The 20,087-nt window shown below is 60.8% G+C and carries 16 protein-coding genes; 15 read left to right on the top strand and 1 reads right to left on the bottom strand.

Going from position 1 to position 20,087, the window contains the following annotated elements:
• The first annotated feature begins 1,040 nt into the window (after positions 1 to 1,040).
• From BFP90_RS16030 to BFP90_RS15975, 12 genes are all read left to right on the top strand, one after another.
• Positions 1,041 to 2,357 (top strand): nucleotide sugar dehydrogenase, encoded by a 1,317-nt coding sequence (locus BFP90_RS16030; RefSeq protein WP_057724657.1) that lies wholly within the window; start codon positions 1,041 to 1,043, stop codon positions 2,355 to 2,357.
• A gap of 83 nt (positions 2,358 to 2,440) precedes the next feature.
• On the top strand, positions 2,441 to 3,922 hold the full coding sequence (gene alg8, locus BFP90_RS16025; RefSeq protein WP_163001686.1) for a mannuronan synthase: 1,482 nt from the start codon (positions 2,441 to 2,443) through the stop codon (positions 3,920 to 3,922).
• 36 nt (positions 3,923 to 3,958) lie between these two features.
• Positions 3,959 to 5,125, top strand: coding sequence for an alginate biosynthesis protein Alg44 (locus BFP90_RS16020; protein WP_065897342.1), 1,167 nt, complete (start codon positions 3,959 to 3,961; stop codon positions 5,123 to 5,125).
• Between the two features lie 80 nt (positions 5,126 to 5,205).
• A complete protein-coding gene (gene algK, locus BFP90_RS16015) occupies positions 5,206 to 6,585 on the top strand; it encodes an alginate biosynthesis TPR repeat lipoprotein AlgK (protein WP_065897340.1) in 1,380 nt (459 codons plus the stop codon).
• A complete protein-coding gene (locus BFP90_RS16010; protein WP_065885859.1) occupies positions 6,582 to 8,069 on the top strand; it encodes an alginate export family protein in 1,488 nt (495 codons plus the stop codon). Before algK ends, BFP90_RS16010 begins: the two co-directional genes overlap by 4 nt.
• Positions 8,069 to 9,637, top strand: a complete 1,569-nt coding sequence (gene algG / locus BFP90_RS16005; protein ID WP_065885858.1) for a mannuronan 5-epimerase AlgG — start codon at positions 8,069 to 8,071, stop codon at positions 9,635 to 9,637. The genes BFP90_RS16010 and algG overlap by 1 nt, the downstream gene beginning before the upstream one ends.
• A gap of 11 nt (positions 9,638 to 9,648) precedes the next feature.
• A complete protein-coding gene (locus tag BFP90_RS16000; RefSeq protein ID WP_065897371.1) occupies positions 9,649 to 11,097 on the top strand; it encodes an alginate O-acetyltransferase in 1,449 nt (482 codons plus the stop codon).
• Positions 11,098 to 11,105: 8 nt separating this feature from the next.
• Complete coding sequence (locus BFP90_RS15995) at positions 11,106 to 12,215, top strand: mannuronate-specific alginate lyase (protein WP_065895314.1); 1,110 nt, start codon at positions 11,106 to 11,108, stop codon at positions 12,213 to 12,215.
• 191 nt (positions 12,216 to 12,406) lie between these two features.
• The gene (locus BFP90_RS15990) at positions 12,407 to 13,939 is read left to right on the top strand and encodes an MBOAT family O-acyltransferase (protein ID WP_065895313.1); all 1,533 of its coding nucleotides are present in this window, start codon (positions 12,407 to 12,409) and stop codon (positions 13,937 to 13,939) included.
• Between the two features lie 11 nt (positions 13,940 to 13,950).
• Positions 13,951 to 15,138 (top strand): alginate O-acetyltransferase, encoded by a 1,188-nt coding sequence (locus tag BFP90_RS15985; RefSeq protein WP_065897339.1) that lies wholly within the window; start codon positions 13,951 to 13,953, stop codon positions 15,136 to 15,138.
• A 16-nt stretch (positions 15,139 to 15,154) separates the two neighbouring features.
• Positions 15,155 to 15,811: an alginate O-acetyltransferase AlgF gene (locus BFP90_RS15980; protein ID WP_016978194.1), complete on the top strand. Its 657-nt coding sequence runs from the start codon at positions 15,155 to 15,157 to the stop codon at positions 15,809 to 15,811.
• 222 nt (positions 15,812 to 16,033) lie between these two features.
• Complete coding sequence (locus BFP90_RS15975; RefSeq protein ID WP_065895311.1) at positions 16,034 to 17,485, top strand: mannose-1-phosphate guanylyltransferase/mannose-6-phosphate isomerase; 1,452 nt, start codon at positions 16,034 to 16,036, stop codon at positions 17,483 to 17,485.
• Between the two features lie 92 nt (positions 17,486 to 17,577).
• Here the strand turns inward: BFP90_RS15975 and BFP90_RS15970 are convergent, their stop codons facing one another.
• Positions 17,578 to 18,060, bottom strand: coding sequence for a hypothetical protein (locus tag BFP90_RS15970; RefSeq protein ID WP_128875760.1), 483 nt, complete (start codon positions 18,058 to 18,060; stop codon positions 17,578 to 17,580).
• A 195-nt stretch (positions 18,061 to 18,255) separates the two neighbouring features.
• Here BFP90_RS15970 and BFP90_RS15965 point away from each other — a divergent pair, with 195 nt between their 5' ends.
• From BFP90_RS15965 to BFP90_RS15955, 3 genes are read left to right on the top strand one after another with little or no spacing between them, the layout of a single operon-like run.
• The gene (locus tag BFP90_RS15965; RefSeq protein WP_065895309.1) at positions 18,256 to 18,720 is read left to right on the top strand and encodes a multidrug transporter; all 465 of its coding nucleotides are present in this window, start codon (positions 18,256 to 18,258) and stop codon (positions 18,718 to 18,720) included.
• A 14-nt stretch (positions 18,721 to 18,734) separates the two neighbouring features.
• The gene (locus BFP90_RS15960) at positions 18,735 to 19,547 is read left to right on the top strand and encodes an SDR family oxidoreductase (RefSeq protein WP_065897338.1); all 813 of its coding nucleotides are present in this window, start codon (positions 18,735 to 18,737) and stop codon (positions 19,545 to 19,547) included.
• Entirely contained in the window at positions 19,548 to 19,949 is a 402-nt protein-coding gene (locus BFP90_RS15955; RefSeq protein WP_065897337.1) for a DUF4440 domain-containing protein, read from the top strand.
• The last annotated feature ends 138 nt before the right edge of the window (positions 19,950 to 20,087 follow it).

The raw sequence follows: 20,087 nt of genomic DNA, 5'->3' as shown, positions 1-20,087 counted from the left end.
GTGGGGCAAGAGCCCTTTTGGTTACTTTTGGGGCTCTTTTCCAAAAGTGACCCGCTGTAAAAGCGGAACCAATAGAAGCCGTTACCGCAGAAACGGATATGTACTCGGTCTGATCCAGCATCCTGGTCGGCCCTGAGGCCCCCATCGGGGGCAAGCCCCCTCCCACATTTGGATCTCGGAGCGTCAGGTAGATACGCGTTATCCCCTCGCCACAGGTGCGGTGTCGCACCAAAATTGTGTAGATACCTATGGCTATCGGGGGCAAGCCCCTCCCACATTTTGATGGTATTCCAAACCAGCAAAACGTCACTTATTTGGCGCCAGAAAAACACCCAGATACAACCCTAACGATTTATTCACTCGACATTCATCGTTTTTTTTCGTAGTGGCACCACTTTTTTTATTCAGTAGTGGCACAAAACTATCCCCTCGCGCCAACTCCCCACAACTACTGGTCTAAATAGCAAGTGCTATCAATATACTACTAGTGCCATCTTTCCCAATATTTCAAGAAATTTCCGGAAACAGGATGAGCGGGCTGGAACTTCATCCTGAAGCACCGCTCATACCACCGGTAACGAAATTCTCTACGCCTGTAAGAGATGACTTACATAACGACCAATGGAAGTAGTCAAGTTGTCTTAAAACACTTTGACTCTATGGTCACACCATCAACTGATCGAGTTAAGGGTGGCGATAAGTACGCATTGCTATCCCCTACAGGCCAAGGCAGCGCTGACCTAAATGAGCCCGTGCAACCACCCAAGGCATTGAGAAAAAAGGCAATTTGCCTGCATCGATACCTTGCCGCACCGGCGCCGAAGTCTTCCTCCAGGGAAGTACGGCTGCATTTCAGGGCAAGCCCCAATAATAAGGCCTGGTTGCGCACAACTTGAGTGCAATAGTTAGTCACTCGTTATTCAACATGCCTGCACGCGGCAAGTCGGCGTCTATTCGCCTAACTTTCGCGGCATCAGTGACGCTTGCAAACATGAACTCCGGCCATCTAATGGCATGATTTAAATACAGAGGTAATTGCGATGCGCATCAGCATATTCGGTTTGGGTTACGTTGGCGCAGTATGTGCCGGTTGCCTGTCTGCCCGTGGCCACGAAGTGGTCGGCGTAGACATCTCCAAGGAAAAGATCGACCTGATCAATGCCGGTAAATCGCCGATCGTTGAACCGGGTCTGGGCGAGCTGTTGAGCCAGGGTATCCAGACCGGCCGACTGCGTGGCACCACCAACTTCGCCGAAGCCATCCGCGATACCGACCTGTCGATGATTTGCGTGGGCACGCCAAGCAAGAAGAACGGCGACCTGGAACTCAACTACATCGAATCGGTATGCCGCGAGATCGGTTTTGTGCTGCGTGACAAGACCACCCGCCATACCATCGTGGTGCGCAGCACCGTACTGCCGGGCACCGTCGCCAACGTGGTGATCCCGATCCTCGAAGACTGCTCCGGCAAGAAAGCCGGCGTCGATTTCGGCGTTGCGGTCAACCCGGAATTCCTGCGCGAATCCACCGCCATCGCCGACTACGACCTGCCACCGATGACCGTCATAGGCGAGTTCGACACCGCTTCCGGCGATGTCCTGCAGTCGCTCTACGAAGAACTCGACGCACCGATCATCCGCAAGGACATCGCCGTTGCCGAGATGATCAAGTACACCTGCAACGTGTGGCACGCCACCAAAGTCACCTTCGCCAACGAGATCGGCAACATCGCCAAGGCCGTCGGCGTCGATGGCCGTGAAGTGATGGACGTGGTCTGCCAGGACAAGACGCTCAACCTGTCCCAGTACTACATGCGCCCGGGCTTCGCTTTCGGCGGCTCGTGCCTGCCCAAAGACGTGCGCGCCCTGACCTACCGCGCCGGCTCCCTGGACGTGGAAGCGCCGCTGCTCAACTCGCTGATGCGCAGCAACGAATCCCAGGTGCAGAACGCCTTCGACATCGTTTCCAGCCACGACAAGCGCAAAGTCGCCCTGCTGGGCCTGAGCTTCAAGGCCGGTACCGATGACCTGCGTGAAAGCCCGTTGGTAGAACTGGCGGAAATGCTGATCGGCAAGGGCTACGACCTGAGCATCTACGACAGCAACGTCGAGTACGCCCGCGTGCACGGTGCGAACAAGGACTACATCGAAGGCAAGATCCCCCACGTGTCGTCCCTGCTCAACTCGGACTTCGATGATGTGATCAACAACTCCGACGTGATCATCCTCGGTAACCGTGACGAGAAGTTCCGTGCCCTGGCGCATAACGCTCCGGAAGGCAAGCAAGTGGTCGATCTGGTGGGCTTCATGTCCAAGGCCACCAGCGTAAGCGGCCGTACTGAAGGTATTTGCTGGTAACAGCAACGGCAAGTTTCAGGCTGCCAGTGGCTTAATCCCCAGCGCTTGCAGCCTGAAGCCTCCTCCCCTTCCGGATGACGCTTATGTCCAAGTTAAAACATGTATTTCTGCAAGCCGCCGGCTGGCTGTTGTTTCTCAGCCTGCTGATGGGACTCGCCCTGCTGTTGCCGGCGAGCACCTTCGATTCGCAATCGAAGAATTTTATTTTCCTGATTGGCGCCGTCGGTATCTGGCGCTACTCGATGGGCGCAACGCATTTCTTTCGCGGCATGCTGTTCCTGTACGTGGTGTACCCGCACCTGCGCCGCAAAGTGCGCAAGCTGGGCAAGGCCGCCGACCCATCCCATGTGTTCCTGATGGTCACCAGCTTCAGGATCGATGCGCTGACCACTGCGCAGGTCTACAGCTCGGTGATTCGCGAAGCCATCGAATGCGGCTTCCCCACCACCGTGGTCTGCTCGCTGGTGGAAATGTCCGATGAGCTGCTGGTCAAGAGCCTCTGGGAAAAAATGAACCCACCGGCTCACGTCAAGCTCGACTTCGTGCGCATCGCCGGTACCGGCAAGCGCGACGGCCTGGCTTTCGGTTTCCGCGCCATCTCGCGCCACCTGCCGGATGACCGCGCCGTGGTGGCCGTGATCGATGGCGACACCGTGCTGGCCGAAGGCGTGGTGCGCAAGACCGTGCCGTGGTTCCAGCTGTTCGGCAATGTCGGTGGCCTGACCACCAACGAATTCTGCGAAGTGCGCGGCGGCTACATCATGAGCGAGTGGCACAAGCTGCGCTTCGCCCAGCGCCACATAAACATGTGCTCCATGGCCCTGTCCAAGCGCGTGCTGACCATGACCGGGCGCATGTCGGTATTCCGCGCCAGCGTGGTGACTGACCCGGGCTTTATCGCCGACGTGGAAAGCGACTCGCTGCAACACTGGCGCCTGGGCCGCTTCAAGTTCCTCACCGGTGATGACAAGTCCAGCTGGTTCAGCCTGATGCGCCTGGGCTACGACACCTTCTACGTGCCGGATGCCGCGATCAACACCGTGGAACACCCGCCGGAAAAGAGCTTTATCAAGGCCAGCCGTAAGCTGATGTTCCGCTGGTACGGCAACAACCTGCGCCAGAACTCCCGCGCCCTGGGCCTGGGTGTGCGCCGCCTCGGTGTGTTCACCAGTGTGGTGCTGTTCGACCAGCGCGTGTCGATGTGGACCTCCCTGCTCGGCCTGACCGTGGCAATCATCGCCACCTTCAAATACGGCGGCGCCTTCATCCTCGCGTACCTGCTGTGGATCGGCATCACCCGCCTGATCCTTACGCTGCTGCTGTCGTGCTCCGGCCACAAGATCGGCCCGGCCTATCCGCTGATTCTCTATTACAACCAGATCATGGGCGCGCTGGTGAAGATCTACGTGTTCTTCCGCCTTGATCAACAGTCCTGGACCCGCCAGGACACCAAACTGACCCGCGATTTGGCCAGCTTTCAACGTTGGTTCAACACCTGGTCGTCTCGGACCATGACCTTCTCCGCCGGCAGCATTTTCGTTGCCGTATTGCTGATGATGGTCTGACCCTGCCAAGCCTGAATTAACTTAAGGAATGCCCTGATGAACAGCCAAGTAAACGCCAACGTAGTCCACGAATCCGAAGCCCAGCGCCAGCACGCCCGGGTCAAAATCCCGGCCAAGCTGCGCTTCTTCAACACCGACCGCACGCAGACCGAAGCACGGGTGATCGACTTGTCCGCGGGCGGCCTGGCGTTCACCGCCACCCAGCCGCTGACCATCGGTGAGGTGCACAAGGGTCGCCTGCAGTTCGTGATCGACAACCTCGGCCTGGCGATGGATGTGGAGCTGCAGATTCGCTCCTACGACCGCCAGACCGGCCGCACCGGCTGCCAGTTCCAGAACCTCGATGCCCAGGATATTTCCACCCTGCGCCACCTGATCACCTCGCACTTGTCCGGTGACATCGTGACCATGGGCGACGTGCTGGCCACCTTGCAACGCGACAACTTCACCAAGGCCCGCAAGGTCAAGGACGGCGGCAGCAACATGAGCGCCTTTGGCCGCTTGCGCGCCGTGACCTTCAGCCTGGCGATCTTCCTGGTCGGCCTCGCCGCGTTCGGTTTCGTCTTCAAGTCCCTCTACGGCATGTACTTCGTCAGCCACGCCCAGGCAGGTATCGTCAGCGTACCGGGCATGAACGTGACCATGCCGCGTGACGGCACCGTGCAAAGCCTGCTCAAGGGCGACGCGATAGCGGCCAAAGGCGCGCCGCTGGCGACCTTCAGCACCAGCATGCTCGATGTGCTCAAGGGCCACCTGGACGAAGACCAACTGCAACCGGCCAAGGTTGAAGAACTGTTCGGCAAGCAAATGACCGGCACCCTGACCTCGCCGTGCGATTGCGTGGTCGCCCAGCAACTGGTCGCCGACGGCCAGTACGCCAGCAAGGGCGATGTGATCTTCCAACTGGTGCCGCGTGGCAGTCAGGCTAACGTCGAAGCCCGCTTCACCTACCGCCAGTTTGGCGATGTACGTCCAGGTACGCCGGTGAGCTTCCAGGTCGCCGACGAAGAGCAGGTGCGCACCGGCACCATCGTCAGCAGCACCAGCCTGAACAGCGCCGACCTGTCCTCCGACATCCGCGTGCAGATCAAGCCGGATGCCCCGCTGGACAGCACCTACGCCGGCCGCCCGGTGGAAGTCACCAGTGACCGCGGCCCTTCGCTGAATTGGCTGATCGATAAAGCCATGGCTCACGGTCTGTAAGCGAGGACATGCCTGTGAACCCTATTTCAAGAACAACACAATCCCTGTGGGAGCGGGCTTGCCACAAAAAACCCTCCCACATGGGTTCGGTGGCGTTGCTGGCGGTTGCGGTGAGCCTGGCCGGTTGTGCCGGCCTGCCCGACCAACGCCTGGCCAATGAAGCGCTCAAGCGTGGCGACACCGTCACCGCCCAGCAGAATTACCAGCAACTGGCAGACCTGGGCTACAGCGAGGCCCAGGTGGGCCTGGCCGATATCCAGGTCGGTACCCGCGATCCGGCGCAAATCAAACAGGCCGAAGCCACCTACCGCGCGGCGGCGGACACTTCGCCCCGCGCCCAGGCACGTCTCGGCCGTCTGCTGGTGGCCAAGCCCGGCGCCACCGAAGCCGAACACCATGAAGCGCAAATGCTGCTGAAAAAAGCCTTTGCCAATGGCGAAGGCAATACCCTGATTCCGCTGGCGATGCTGTACCTGCAATACCCGCACAGCTTCCCCGACGTGAACGCCCAGCAACAGATCAGCCAATGGCAGGCCGCCGGTTACCCGGAAGCCGGCCTGGCCCAGGTGCTGCTGTATCGCACCCAGAACACCTACGACCAGCATCTGGATGATGTCGAGCGCATCTGCAAGGCGGCGCTCAACACCACCGATATCTGCTACGTCGAGCTGGCCACCGTCTACCAGAAAAAAGCCGAGCCGGAAAAACAGGCCGAGCTGCTCAAGCAGATGGAAGCAGGCTACAGCCGTGGCACCGTCACCGCCCAGCGCGTCGACAGCGTCGCCCGCGTACTCGGCGATGCCACCCTCGGCACGCCGGACGAAAAAACCGCCCAGGCGTTGCTGGAAAAAATCGCCCCAGGTTACCCCGCGTCCTGGGTCAGCCTGGCGCAACTGCTCTACGACTTCCCCGAACTGGGCGAAGTCGACCAGATGATGAAGTACCTGGACAACGGCCGCGCCGCCGACCAGCCACGCGCCGAGCTGTTGCTGGGCAAGCTTTACTACGAGGGCAAATGGGTGCCGGCCGACGCCAAGGCTGCCGAGGCGCATTTCGAGAAAGCCGTGGGCCGTGAAGTGGCCGCCGATTACTACCTCGGCCAGATCTACCGCCGTGGCTACCTGGGCAAGGTCTACTCGCAAAAAGCCCTGGACCACCTGCTGACCGCAGCGCGCAACGGCCAGAACAGCGCCGATTTCGCCATTGCCCAACTGTTTTCCCAGGGCAAGGGCACCAAGCCCGACCCGCTCAACGCCTATGTTTTCAGCCAACTGGCCAAGGCCCAGGACACGCCGGAAGCCAATGAGCTGGCCACCCAGCTCGAAGCCCCGCTGACGCCTGAGCAACGCGCCGAAGGCCAACGCCTGGTGCAACAGGAGCTGGCCGCCCGCGGCACCCTGGCCCAAAGCACGCTGCAACTGCACGCCCTGCAAGAAGAAGACGGCGAGGAATCCCTATGAAGCTCAATCCATTCGTCAAGGCCGGCATCGGCCTGTCTTTCGCCCTGCTGTGGTCGTGCCCGACCCTGGCCGCGCTGACCGAAGCCAAGAACTTCGGCCTGGAAGTCAAAGCCACCGCGCAGTCCGAAGACGACCGCGACCTTGGCACTCAGAAAGGCGGCGACGTCAACGGTATCGGCCTCGACCTGCGCCCGTGGATCTACGGCGAAAGCGGCGCGTGGAGCGCCTACGCCATGGGCCAGGCGGTGGCCTCCAGCGACATTATCGAGACCGACACCCTGCAACAGTCGGCGGATGACACGACCGAACAATCGAGCAACGACGACCGCAAGGCGAAGAAAAACTACCTGGCCCTGCGCGAGTTCTGGGTCGGCTACAGCGGCTTCACGCCCTACCCCGGCGAGATCCTCAAGTTCGGTCGCCAGCGCCTGCGCAATGACGACGGTCAATGGCGCGACACCAACATCGAAGCGCTGAACTGGACCTTCGACACCACCCTGCTCAAGGCCAACGTCGGCGCCGCCGAACGCTTCAGCGAATACCGCACCGACCTCAAGGAACTGTCGCCGGTCGACAAGGACCGCCAGCACTTCTACGCCGACGCCGCCTACCAATGGACGCCGGGCCAGTGGATCGGCCTGCGCGGCCACCATACCCATGACGACGGCAAGCTCGACTACGCCGAACCGGGCGTGGCCAGCGACCCATTGGACAAGCGCGAAAACGGCGACCTGACCTGGCTCGGCATCGAAGCCAACAGCGACGCCTATAACTGGCGCAACACCAACACGGTCAACTACTGGGCCAGCATCACCGGCATGAAGGGCGACCGCGACACGGTCAACGCCTTGAACGCCGATGGCAGCCGCCCGACCAATGCCAAGCGCAGTGATGACGTCAGCGGCTGGGCCACCGATATCGGCGTACGCCTGCGCCTGGACCCGCAGTGGCAAGTGGGCGCGGCCTATTCGCGCGCCAGCGCCGAATACGAACAGAACGGCCTGCAAAGCAACCGTTCGAACTGGACCGGCACCCAGTCCCGCGTGCACCGCTTCGGCGAGGCGTTTCGCGGCGAGATGAACAACATGCAGTCCATGAGCCTGTTCGGTTCCTGGCAGCTGCGCGAGGACTACGACGCCAGCCTGGTGTACCACAAGTTCTGGCGCGTCGACGGCAACAAGCCGGTGGGCAGCAACGGCATCGATGCGGTGCAGAACAACACCGACGACGTGACCGGCGCGATCCTTTCCAGCACCTCCCTGCCCCTTGAAGACGGCAAGAAGGACCTCGGCCAGGAGATGGACCTGGTCGTCACCAAGTACTTCAAGAAAGGCTTGCTGCCCGCCGCGCTGAGCCAGTCGATTGACGAGCCCTCGGCCCTGGTGCGCTTGCGTGCCGGCGTGTTCAAGCCGGGTGACGCCTATGGCAGCCAGGTCGACTCCTACATGCACCGCGCCTTTGTCGACGTGGTCTGGAAATTCTGATGGGAGCCTGCGCAATGAATGCTCAAAGCCTACTCGTCGCGGCAATGCTGGTGGCCAGTGCCCCAGCGTTTGCCGACACGGCGGCCAAGGCGCCGACCATCGCCAAGGAACTGCAACAGGCCAAGACCTACACCATTTCCAGCCCGCCCACCGCGCCGCTGGAAATGGCCAAGCCGGCGCTGCCCGACCTGTCGGGCTACACCGCTGCGGCCATGGAAAAAAAGATCGTCAGAAGCAAACCGGGCAAGATCAGCATCCGCCGCATGATGCAGGAAGACGCGCTCAAGGACTTTATCGGCGGCGACAACAAGATGGCCGAATGGGTGGTGCGCCAGCATGGCATTCCCCAGGCGATCTTTGTCGACGACGGCTACATGAACCTCAAGGACCTGCTGGGCAAGGTGCCCAAGCAGTACTTCAGCGAGACATCGCCCGGTGTGTTCCTGGCCAAGTTGCCGATCGTGGTCGGTCGTAAAGGCATCCTCGATATCGACAAGAACACCCAGGAACTGCGCCTGTCCCAGCAAGCCGGTTCGTTCCTGATCAACGACGGTCAACTGTTCGTGCGTGACACCAAGGTCACCGGTTGGGATGAAAAAACCAACGGCCCGGCGCTGTTCAAGTCGCCCAAGGAGTTCCGCCCGTTCCTGCTGGCCTGGGGCGGCACCGAGACCTATATCTCCAAGACTAAAATGGCCAGCTTCGGCTATGCCAACAGTAAGTCGTACGGGGTGAGTATTTCCCAGTACACGCCAAACATGGCCAAGGTGCTCAAGCGTCCAGAGCCGACCGGCTGGATCATCGATTCCGAGTTCTCGGACATGTGGTACGGCTTCTACTGCTACGAAACCACGGGCTTTGTGATCAAGGGCAATACCTACAAGGACAACATCGTCTACGGCATTGACCCCCATGACCGTTCCCACGGCCTGATCATCGCCGACAACACCGTGTACGGCACGAAGAAGAAGCACGGCATCATCATTTCCCGGGAAGTGAACGACAGCTTCATCTTCAACAACCGCAGCTACGACAACAAACTGTCGGGCCTGGTGATCGACCGTAACAGCGTGAACAACCTGATCGTCGACAACGAGATCTACCGCAACCACACCGACGGCATCACCCTCTATGAGAGCGGTGACAACCTGCTGTGGGGCAACAAGGTGATCAGCAACCGTCGCCACGGCATCCGCGTGCGTAACAGCGTGAACATCAAGCTCTACGAAAACACCGCTATGGCCAACGGCCTGACCGGCGTTTACGGCCACATCAAGGACTTGACCGACACCGATCGTGACATCGCCCTCGACCCGTTCGACGCCAAGGTCTCGCTGATCGTGGTCGGCGGTGAGCTGGCGGGTAACGGCAGCGGACCGCTGTCCATCGACTCGCCGTTGAGTATCGAGCTATACCGCGTGTCGATGCTGGCGCCGACCAAATCCAGCGGCATCAGCTTCTCCGGCATTCTGGGCGAGCGCCAGGAAGAAATTCTCGACCTGCTGGTGCGCCAGCAGAAAGCCGTGCTGATCGACCCCGTCGAACGCCAGACCGAACTGCAGGACTGAGGATGACCCTTATGCACCCACACATGATCAAACTGCTGAGCCTCTCGGGTCTGACCCTCGGCCTGCTCGCGGCCAGCCAGGGCGTGCGCGCCGATGAAGTGAAGGCACCGACCTTCACCGCCGAACCGTGCTGCAGCCTGTGCCCGGCCGCCCACGACGCGAAGAATTACACCACGCGCTACCAGCAGAACTTCACCACCCTGGTGCAAGCCCAGGGCGACTGGCTGTTCCGTACCCAGGAAGACCTGCGCACCGAATTCGACACCACGCCGGCCGGCTACAAGCGCATGCAGCAGTTGCACGATGCGTTCAAGAGCAAGGGCGTGGAACTGGTGGTGGTCTACCAGCCGACCCGTGGCCTGGTGAACCGCAACAAGCTCAACCCCGAAGAAAAAGCCGCGTTCGATTTCGACAAGGCCCTGGGCAACTACAAAACCATGCTCGGCCGTTTCGCCAAGATGGGCTATGTGGTGCCGGACCTGTCGCCGCTCACCAACGAGCAACTGCCCGACGAATTGCCGGCCCATGATTTCTACTTCCGTGGCGACCAGCACTGGACCCCGTACGGCGCCCAGCGCACCGCAAAAATCGTCGCGGCCAAGGTCAAGCAGATGCCGCAGTACGCGGAAATCCCCAAGCGCGAATTCGAGACCAAACGCTCGGGGCGCATGGGCAAGACCGGCACCCTGCACAACATGGCCGGGCAACTGTGCGGCACCAGCTACGCGATCCAGTACATGGACCAGTTCACCACCGAACCCAAGGGTGAAGCCGGTGACGGCGACCTGTTCGGCGATTCGGGCGACCCGCAGATCACCCTGGTGGGCACCAGCCACAGCGGCAAGAACTACAACTTCGCCGGCTTCCTGCAGGAAGAAATCGGTGCCGACATCCTCAACGTCGCCTTCCCCGGCGGTGGCCTGGAAGGCTCGATGATCCAGTACCTGGGCAGCGAAGAGTTCCAGAAGAACCCGCCGAAGATCCTCATCTGGGAGTTCTCGCCGCTGTACCGTCTCGACCAGGAAACCATCTACCGCCAGATGATGGCGCTGCTCGACAACGGCTGCGAAGGCAAGGCCGCGCAGATGTCGGCCAGCACCACATTGAAACCGGGCAAAAACGAACTGATGGTCAACAGCGCGAACAAAGACCTGCGCAATGCCACCCATCAGGTCGATATCCGCTTCGCCGATCCGTCGGTGAAAACCTTGCAAGCCACCCTCTGGTACATGAACGGGCGCCACGAGGACATCAAGATCGAGAAACCCGAAACATCCGATACAGACGGGCGTTTCGCCTTTGAACTGCGCACCGATGAAGACTGGGCCTCGCAGAACTTGCTGGCCGTGGAAGTGCAGGGCCCGGAAAAGGGCGCTGCCGCGCAGAAAGTCGAAGCGAAAATTTGCACACGCAACGTATTCCCAAGCGGTGGTCAGCAGACCGCCCAACTCGGGAAGTGAGGTTACCTATGCAAAAGTTATTGCTCCCTACCCTGCTGGGCCTGGCCATGTTTGCCGGCGCCGTGAATGCGGCCGCGCCACTGCGTCCGCCCCAAGGCTATTTCGCCCCGATCGAAGCGTTCAAGACCGGCGACTTCAAGGAAAACTGCGACACCATGCCGACGCCCTACACCGGGCCGTTGCAGTTTCGCAGCAAGTACGAAGGCTCGGACAAGGCTCGCTCGACACTGAATGTGCAGTCGGAAAAAGCCTTTCGCGACAGCACCGCCGACATCACCAAGCTGGAGAAAGACACCAGCAAACGCGTGATGCAGTTCATGCGTGACGGCCGCCCAGAGCAGCTCGAATGCACGCTGAACTGGCTGGTGTCGTGGGCCAAGGCCGATGCCTTGATGTCCAAGGACTTCAACCACACCGGCAAGTCCATGCGCAAATGGGCACTGGGCAGCATGGCCTCGGCCTATGTGCGCCTGAAGTTCTCCGAGTCGCACCCGCTGGCCAACCACCAGCAGGAATCGCAACTGATCGAAGCCTGGTTCAACAAACTGGCCGATCAGGTGGTGAGCGACTGGGACAACCTGCCGCTGGAAAAAACCAACAACCATTCCTACTGGGCCGCCTGGTCGGTGATGGCGACCTCCATCGCCACCAACCGCCGCGACCTGTTTGACTGGGCCGTCAAGGAATACAAGGTCGGTGTGAACCAGGTCGACGACCAGGGCTTCCTGCCGAACGAACTGAAGCGTCAACAACGCGCCCTGTCGTACCACAACTACGCCCTGCCGCCGCTGTCGATGATTGCCAGTTTTGCCCTGGTCAACGGCGTGGACCTGCGCCAGGAAAACAACAGCGCGCTCAAGCGCCTGGGCGACAAGGTGCTGGCCGGGGTCAAGGACCCGGACATCTTCGAACAGAAGAACGGCAAGGAGCAGGACATGAAGGACTTGAAGCAGGACATGAAATTCGCCTGGCTCGAGCCTTTCTGCACCCTCTACACCTGTGCCCCGGAAGTGATCGAGCGCAAGCACGGCATGCAGCCGTTCAAGACCTTCCGCCTGGGCGGCGACCTGACCAAGGTCTACGACCCGACGCATGAAAAAGGCAACAAAGGCAGCTAGTCGCTGATCGTTCCCACGCTCTGCGTGGGAATGCAGCACGGGACGCTCCGCGTCCCAAAGCGTGACGCAGAGCGTCACAAGAGGCATTCCCACGCAGAGCGTGGGAACGATCAAAGCCTCCCCCGAATTTCGCGGGGGGGTTTGGGGGGGCTGCGGCCCTTGACTGTTGGTTTAAACATGGAGAGATCGGGATGGTTTTCTCGTCCAACGTGTTCCTGTTTCTGTTCTTGCCGATCTTTCTCGGCTTGTACTACTTGAGCGGGCAACGCTATCGCAACCTGCTGCTGCTGATTGCCAGCTACGTGTTCTACGCCTGGTGGCGAGTGGACTTCCTGGCGCTGTTCGCCGCCGTGACGCTGTGGAATTACTGGATCGGCCTCAAGGTCGGTGCCGCCGGCGTGCGCACCCAACCGGCGCAGCGCTGGCTGCTGCTCGGCGTGGCCGTCGACCTGTGCATCCTCGGCTACTTCAAGTACGCCAACTTCGGCGTCGACAGCATCAATGTGATGATGAAGTCGGCGGGCCTGGAGCCGTTTATCCTCACCCACGTGCTGTTGCCGATCGGGATCTCGTTCTACATCTTCGAGTCCATCAGCTACATCATCGACGTGTATCGCGGCGACACCCCGGCAACGCGCAACCTGATCGACTTCGCGGCGTTCGTGGCGATCTTCCCGCACCTGATCGCCGGCCCCGTGTTGCGCTTTCGCGACCTCGCCGACCAGTTCAACAACCGCACCCACACCCTCGACAAGTTCTCCGAAGGCTGCACGCGGTTCATGCAGGGTTTCATCAAGAAAGTCTTCATCGCCGATACCCTGGCGGTGGTGGCCGACCACTGCTTCGCCCTGCAAAACCCGACCACGGGTGACGCCTGGCTCGGCGCGCTGGCCTACACCGCGCAGCTGTACTTCGACTTCTCCGGCTACAGCGACATGGCCATCGGCCTGGGCTTGATGATGGGTTTCCGCTTCATGGAAAACTTCAAGCAGCCGTACATCAGCCAGTCGATCACCGAGTTCTGGCGGCGCTGGCACATCAGCCTGTCCACCTGGCTGCGTGACTACCTGTACATCACCCTGGGCGGCAACCGCAAAGGCACGCTGACCACCTACCGCAACCTGTTCCTGACCATGCTGCTCGGTGGCCTGTGGCACGGCGCCAACATCACCTACATCGTGTGGGGCGCCTGGCACGGCATGTGGCTGGCGATTGAAAAAGCCATCGGCCTCAATACGGCGCCACGCAGCTTCAACGTGCTGCGCTGGGCTTTCACCTTCCTGCTGGTGGTGATGGGCTGGGTGATCTTCCGTGCCGAAAACCTGCACGTCGCCGGGCGTATGTACGGTGCCATGTTCAGCTTTAGCGAGTGGTCGCTGTCGGAACTCAACCGCGCCAACCTCACCGGCCTGCAAGTGGCGACCCTGGTGGTGGCCTACGCAACGCTGGCGTTCTTTGGCCTGCGTGATTTCTACCGCAATCGCCCTGCCGAGAAATCCAAGCCGAGTGATCCGAGCCTGATCAAGGCCGTACCGGGCGACAACCCCGGCAGCATCCACGAGCCCGGCTTCAGCGTGGGCCGTGACGCCGCCGTGCAACCGGCCTACTGGACCGCTGACTGGCCACGCTACGCGATGCGCGCGGCGGTGCTGCTGCTGTTCGTGGCCTCGATCCTGAAACTGTCGGCGCAGAGTTTCTCGCCGTTCCTTTACTTCCAATTCTGAGGGAGCCGACCATGACCCGTTCATTACGCATCCTCTATATCAGCCTGTTCCTGGTGCTGCTGCTGGCACTGGGCGCCTGGTCACTGCGCAGCTTCCTGGGCTTCAGCACCAACGCCGATGCCACGGTGCTCAACGGGCGCTGGACCAAGGCCGTCGAGACCCATTACGACGAGGCGTTCCCGATCAAGCGCCTGGGCACCAACCTGTGGGCGGCGCTGGACTACAAGCTGTTCAACGAAGGACGCCCTGGCGTGGTGCTGGGCCGCGATCACTGGCTGTACAGCGACGAGGAATTCAACCCCGCCGTCAATGAAGACCAGAACCTGCAAGGCAACTACGCACTGGTCGAAGGCGTGCGCCGGAAGCTCAAGGCTCAGGGCATCCAACTGGTGATGGCGATCGTGCCGGCCAAGGTGCGCCTGTACCCGGAACACCTGGGTGAGGTGAAACCAGCAAGCATCCACGCCAACCTGTACCAGGATTTCCATGCCCGTGTGGCCGCAGACAACATCCCTGCCCCGGACCTGCTCGGCCCGCTGCAACAGGCCAAGCTCGCCGGCAAGCAAGTGTTCCTGCGCACCGATACCCACTGGACCCCGGACGGCGCGGAAATCGCCGCCAAGCAACTGGCCAGGGCGATTGCCGACAAGACTCCGCTGAGCGGCGAGCCGCAGCGCTTTGTCACCGAAGCCGAGAAGACCGAACCGCATAAAGGCGACCTGCGTCTGTTCCTGCCCCTGGACCCGCTGTTCGAAAACCTGATGCCGCCCAAGGAGCCGCTGCAAAAACGCGTCACCCACCTGGCCGAAGAGAAAGGTGATGACGCGCTGTTCAGCGACAGCGAAACCCCGGTAGCCCTGGTGGGCACCAGCTACAGCGCCAACCCCAACTGGAACTTCGTCGGCGCCCTCAAGCAAGCCCTGGGCAGCGACGTGGTCAGCTACGCCGAAGACGGCCACGGCCCGATCCTGCCGATGCTCAGCTACCTGAAAAGCGACGACTTCAAGAACAACCCGCCCCAGGTGCTGATCTGGGAGTTCCCTGAACGCTATCTGCCCGTCAACAACGAAATCGGTGATGCCGACCCCGCGTGGGTTGCGCAGCTTAAACAAGCCGGTTCGCGCCAACAGAACATGGCAAGCAACACCCCTGCTTTTAAAAATCAGAAATCCGAGACGCCCGACCGGGCGCAAAACTGAAAGAGAGGTAACTCACATGACTTTCACTACAACTCCTCGTCGTCTCGCCAAGACCCTGGCTATCGCCGCCGGCCTGAGCTTCGTATCCATGTCCGCCTTCGCCGGTGGTGATGCCGCGCTCTACGGCCCAACGGCGCCGAAAGGCTCGAGCTTCGTGCGCATCTACAACGCCAGCAACCAGGAAGTCAGCGCCACGGTCGGCGCCACCAACCTCAGCGACGTTGCGCCACTGGCCAGCAGCGACTTCAGCTTCATGCCGGGCGGCGACTACAGCGCCAAGGTCGGCAGCCAGACCGTACCGGTCAAGCTCGCCGCCGATCACTACTACACCCTGGTCAACAGCGGCAGCGGCCAGCCTCAGTTGATCGAGGAACCACCGTTCAAGAACAAGCAGAAATCCCTGGTGCGCGTGCAGAACCTCAGCGACAAGGCCCTGACCCTGAAAACTGCCGACGGCAAGACCGACGTGGTCAAGTCGGTGGCCGCCAAGGGCCGTGGCGAACGTGAAATCAACCCGGTGAAGGTGAGCCTGGCGCTGTATGACGGCGACAAAAAGGTCGGCGATGTGAAGCCGGTTGCCCTGGAGCGCGGTGAGGCAGCGGTGCTGTACGTCACCGGTTCCGGTTCAAGCCTGTCGCCGGTCTGGGTGAAACGCCCAGTGTCGACCCGCTGATTATTTCCCGAACTGAACGCAATCTACTGTAGGAGCGGGCTTGCCCGCGAAGAACGTCAACGATGACGCAGCGCCTTTGGTTTATCGCGCTGCTCTCGGGTTTTTCGCGAGCAAGCTCGCTCCTACAGGGGATCGAGGCGCCGGTTCGGACCGAGACAAAAACAAGAGTGAAACGACAAACCTTCGTAGCTCTGACCCAAACTGATTCAAGGAGAAACACCCATGATTCCAGTCATCCTTTCCGGTGGTAGCGGCTCACGTCTTTGGCCGCTTTCGCGTAAACAGTTCCCCAAGCAATTCCTGGCCCTGACCGGCGAGCACACGTTGTTCCAGCAAACCCTGGAACGCCTGGTGTTCGAAGGCATGGACTCCCCCATCGTGGTCTGCAACAAGGACCACCGTTTTATCGTCAACGAGCAACTGAGCGCGCGCAAGCTTGAGTGCCAGCGCATCCTGATGGAGCCGTTCGGCCGCAACACCGCGCCGGCCGTGGCCCTGACCGCGATGATGCTGGTCAATGAAGGCCGTGACGAGCTGATGCTGGTGCTGCCCGCCGACCACGTGATCGACGACCAGAAAGCCCTGCAACGCGCCCTGGCCCTGGCCACCGTGGCCGCCGAGCGCGGCGAAATGGTGCTGTTCGGCGTGCCGGCAACCCGTCCGGAAACCGGTTACGGCTACATCAAGTCCAGCAACGATTCGCTGCTGCCTGAAGGCGTAAGCCGCGTGCAGCAGTTCGTGGAAAAACCCGATGAAAAACGCGCCGTCGAGTTCGTCAAAAGCGGCGGCTACTTCTGGAACAGCGGCATGTTCCTGTTCCGTGCCAGCCGCTTCCTGGAAGAGCTGAAAAAGCACGACCCGGACATCTACGACACTTGCGTGCTGACCCTGGAACGCAGCGAGCAGACCGCCGACACCGTGACCTTCGACGAAGCCACCTTCGCCTGCTGCCCGGACAACTCCATCGACTACGCCGTGATGGAAAAAACCCAGCGCGCCTGTGTGGTGCCGTTGAGCGCCGGCTGGAGCGACGTGGGCTGCTGGGCCTCGCTGTGGGCGGTCAATGACAAAGACGCCAACGGCAACGTGAGCAAAGGCGACGTGGTGATCCAGGACAGCCGCAACTGCATGGTGCATGGCAACGGCAAGCTGGTCTCGGTGATCGGCCTGGACAACATCGTGGTGGTGGAAACCAAGGACGCGATGATGATTGCCCACAAGGACAAGGTCCAGGGCGTCAAGCAGATGGTCAACACCCTTAACGAGCAAGGTCGCAGCGAGACCCAGAATCACTGTGAAGTCTATCGTCCGTGGGGCTCCTACGACTCGGTGGACATGGGCGGGCGCTTCCAGGTCAAGCACATCTCGGTCAAGCCGGGCGCCTGCCTGTCGCTGCAGATGCACCACCACCGCGCCGAACACTGGATCGTGGTCAGCGGCACCGCTGAAGTCACCTGTGACGACAACGTGTTCCTGCTCTGCGAAAACCAGTCCACCTACATCCCGATCGCTTCGGTGCACCGTCTGCGCAACCCGGGCAAGATCCCGCTGGAGATCATCGAGGTGCAATCGGGCAGCTACCTGGGCGAAGACGATATCGAGCGTTTCGAAGATATCTACGGTCGCTCCACGCCGATTGAACGTGGCGTGTCAGTGAAAACTATTGCGCAATAAACGAGTCGTAACAGAAACCCCCGTCCAGCCAACTGCGTTCCCTATCCGCAGTCGGTTGGGCGGGGGTTTTTCAGCTCAGTGAGCTTCTGAACCTATGGCCTCTGATCACTTGAACGCTTCCAGTTCGATGGGGAGTAGGCGTTATAGCCCCCGCTCCCGTTAGAGCTGCTACCCGCATTGCTGTATTTATCCTTGCCGATTTCCTCGGCGCCCCTGCCCATCCATGTGGCTGCCGCACCCGCAACTTTCGCACCAAAACCACCCGACCTGGCGAGCTGCTTTCCGACCCCTTGCAACATCGCGCCACCCACGGTAAGGGCTGCCCCTGCGGCTTTATCTTTGGTGTCGTTGTTGTTGAGGGCAGTGGGAAAGCGCGAACTGACCTGGTCATTGAGGCCTTGCATGACAGTCTGCCGCAAGTTCGTCAGCCCCAGGTTCTGCATACGTGGCAATGACGTTGATCCGACCTCCTGGTCAGGCGCATGAATGATTGCTGCCGCCGCGGCGGACGGGGGCGGAGCCATCGGTGCGGTAAGGGAGGTCAGCACGGGTGTAGCAATGTTTGATACGGTCATAAAGGCACCTGACTTATCGGTTGGTTACCTCCCTGGCGTCAGATCATTCCATTTAAATATGTTGTGGCAAAAAAGCTCGATGCGGTTCCCATGCCCTCGGGCCAGAGACCTGTGCACCTGGGAAAAGCATCGAGCGCAATAGGCAATCGGGGCGCCCCACGAGTAGGATGTTTGATCCCTTGTGAGGTTATCGTTATGTTCTTCGGTGTGCTGCTGATCATCACTTGGCTGATCCTGCTGCTGCGCTACCCGGCCAAGGCCTTGCCGGTATCGCTGGCCGCTGCCGTCGGCCTGGGTTTGGTGGCGGTGTGGGTGGTGTGGCTGGACAACCGCGAAGCCGCGCAACTGGCCCGCCTGGAACTGCGCATCACCTACGCCCCGCAGGAATGCCCTGCCGACCGCCCGTTGAAGCTGGTCTTGAACAATGGCAACGACGTGCCCCTCACCGAATTGCGTTGGCGCGTCGCGGCCTATGCACCGGGCGACACGGTGAACCTGGCCGACAACGTCTACGCCGCCCCCCGTTATCGTGGCCCCGGGGAACTGCAGGCCGGCGCCACCTGGGAAGACTGCCTGCCCACCCCGCCACTGCGCCCCGGCTATCGCCCGCAAACCCTGGAATTTCGCGCCGAGCACCTGCAAGGCAGTTTCTCGGACTGACAAAGGATTGATCCATGCCCACCGTACTCATCACCGGTTGTTCCAGCGGCATTGGCCGTGCCCTGGCCGACAGCTTCAAAACCGCCGGCTTTAACGTTTGGGCCAGCGCCCGCCGCCCGGACGACGTCGCCGCCCTCGCCGCCGCTGGCTTCAACGCCGTGCAACTGGACGTCAACGACAGCGCCGCCTTGCAGCAACTGGCCGCACAGTTGGGCGAGCTGGACGTGCTGGTCAACAACGCCGGCTACGGGGCTATGGGCCCGCTGCTCGATGGCGGCACCGACGCCATGCAACGTCAGTTCGAAACCAATGTGTTCTCCATCGTCGGCGTCACCCAGGCGCTGTTCCCCGCGCTACGCAAGCGCAAGGGCCTGGTGGTGAATATAGGCAGCGTTTCCGGTGTACTGGTCACGCCGTTCGCCGGCGCCTACTGCGCTTCCAAAGCCGCCGTGCATGCCTTGAGCGATGCGTTGCGCATGGAGCTGGCGCCGTTCGGTGTACGGGTCATGGAAGTACAGCCCGGCGCAATCAATACAAGCTTTGCAAAAAACGCCGGCGCCCAGGCCGAATTGCTGATCAACGAACAATCACCCTGGTGGCCGTTGCGCGAAGGTATTCGTGCGCGCAGTCAGGCGTCCCAGGACAAGCCAACCCCAGCCAGTGACTTTGCTGCGGATGTGCTCAAGGCCGTGCAGCAAGCACGACCACCGCGCCTGTTGCGCTCGGGCAACGGCAGCCGCGCGTTGCCGTTGATGGCGGCGTTGTTGCCCAAGGGGTTGTTGGAAGCCGTACTGAAGAAACGCTTTGGTTTGAAGGGGAATTTGTAAATGACCGACTACAGCGATTTTTTTGAAGAAGTCATCCAGACCCACGTCGAGATCGAGCAATGGTTCGCCGGCGTTGCGCCCGAGGGCACCTTGCAGAATTTGCTGGCGCGCTTCTCGCCTGAATTCAGCATGGTTGCGCCTGCCACCGGCACACGCGTCAATGCAGCCGGGGTCAACGCGCTGTTTACTCGCCTGGGCGGCATGCGTCCTGGGCTGAAAATCACCTTGAGTGAAATGGCCGGGATTGACCGGCATGCGCGCGGTGCGACGGTGACGTATCGGGAGCATCAGGTGGACAACAGCGGCACCCGGACGGATCGTCGCGCGACCGTGGTGTTTGAGAAGCAGGCGAGTGGCGCGCTGTTGTGGCGACACTTGCACGAGACGTTTATCAAAGCTTAACGCGGGTCTAAATGTGGGAGGGGGCTTGCCCCCAATTACACAACTCTGTAGCGCTCAACCGTAACCAAGATGCGAAGCGAGCCGCTCTTGATCTGCTTTTGATCTTAGGCGCCCCGTTAAACCACGCTGGCCGAACGC

The sequence above is a fragment of the Pseudomonas sp. 24 E 13 genome, assembly GCF_900004715.1.
In the GTDB taxonomy this organism is placed as follows: Bacteria; Pseudomonadota; Gammaproteobacteria; order Pseudomonadales; family Pseudomonadaceae; genus Aquipseudomonas; species Aquipseudomonas orientalis_A.
Note: the sequence above shows the minus strand (reverse complement) of the source record. Positions and strands in the feature narration are given on the sequence as shown.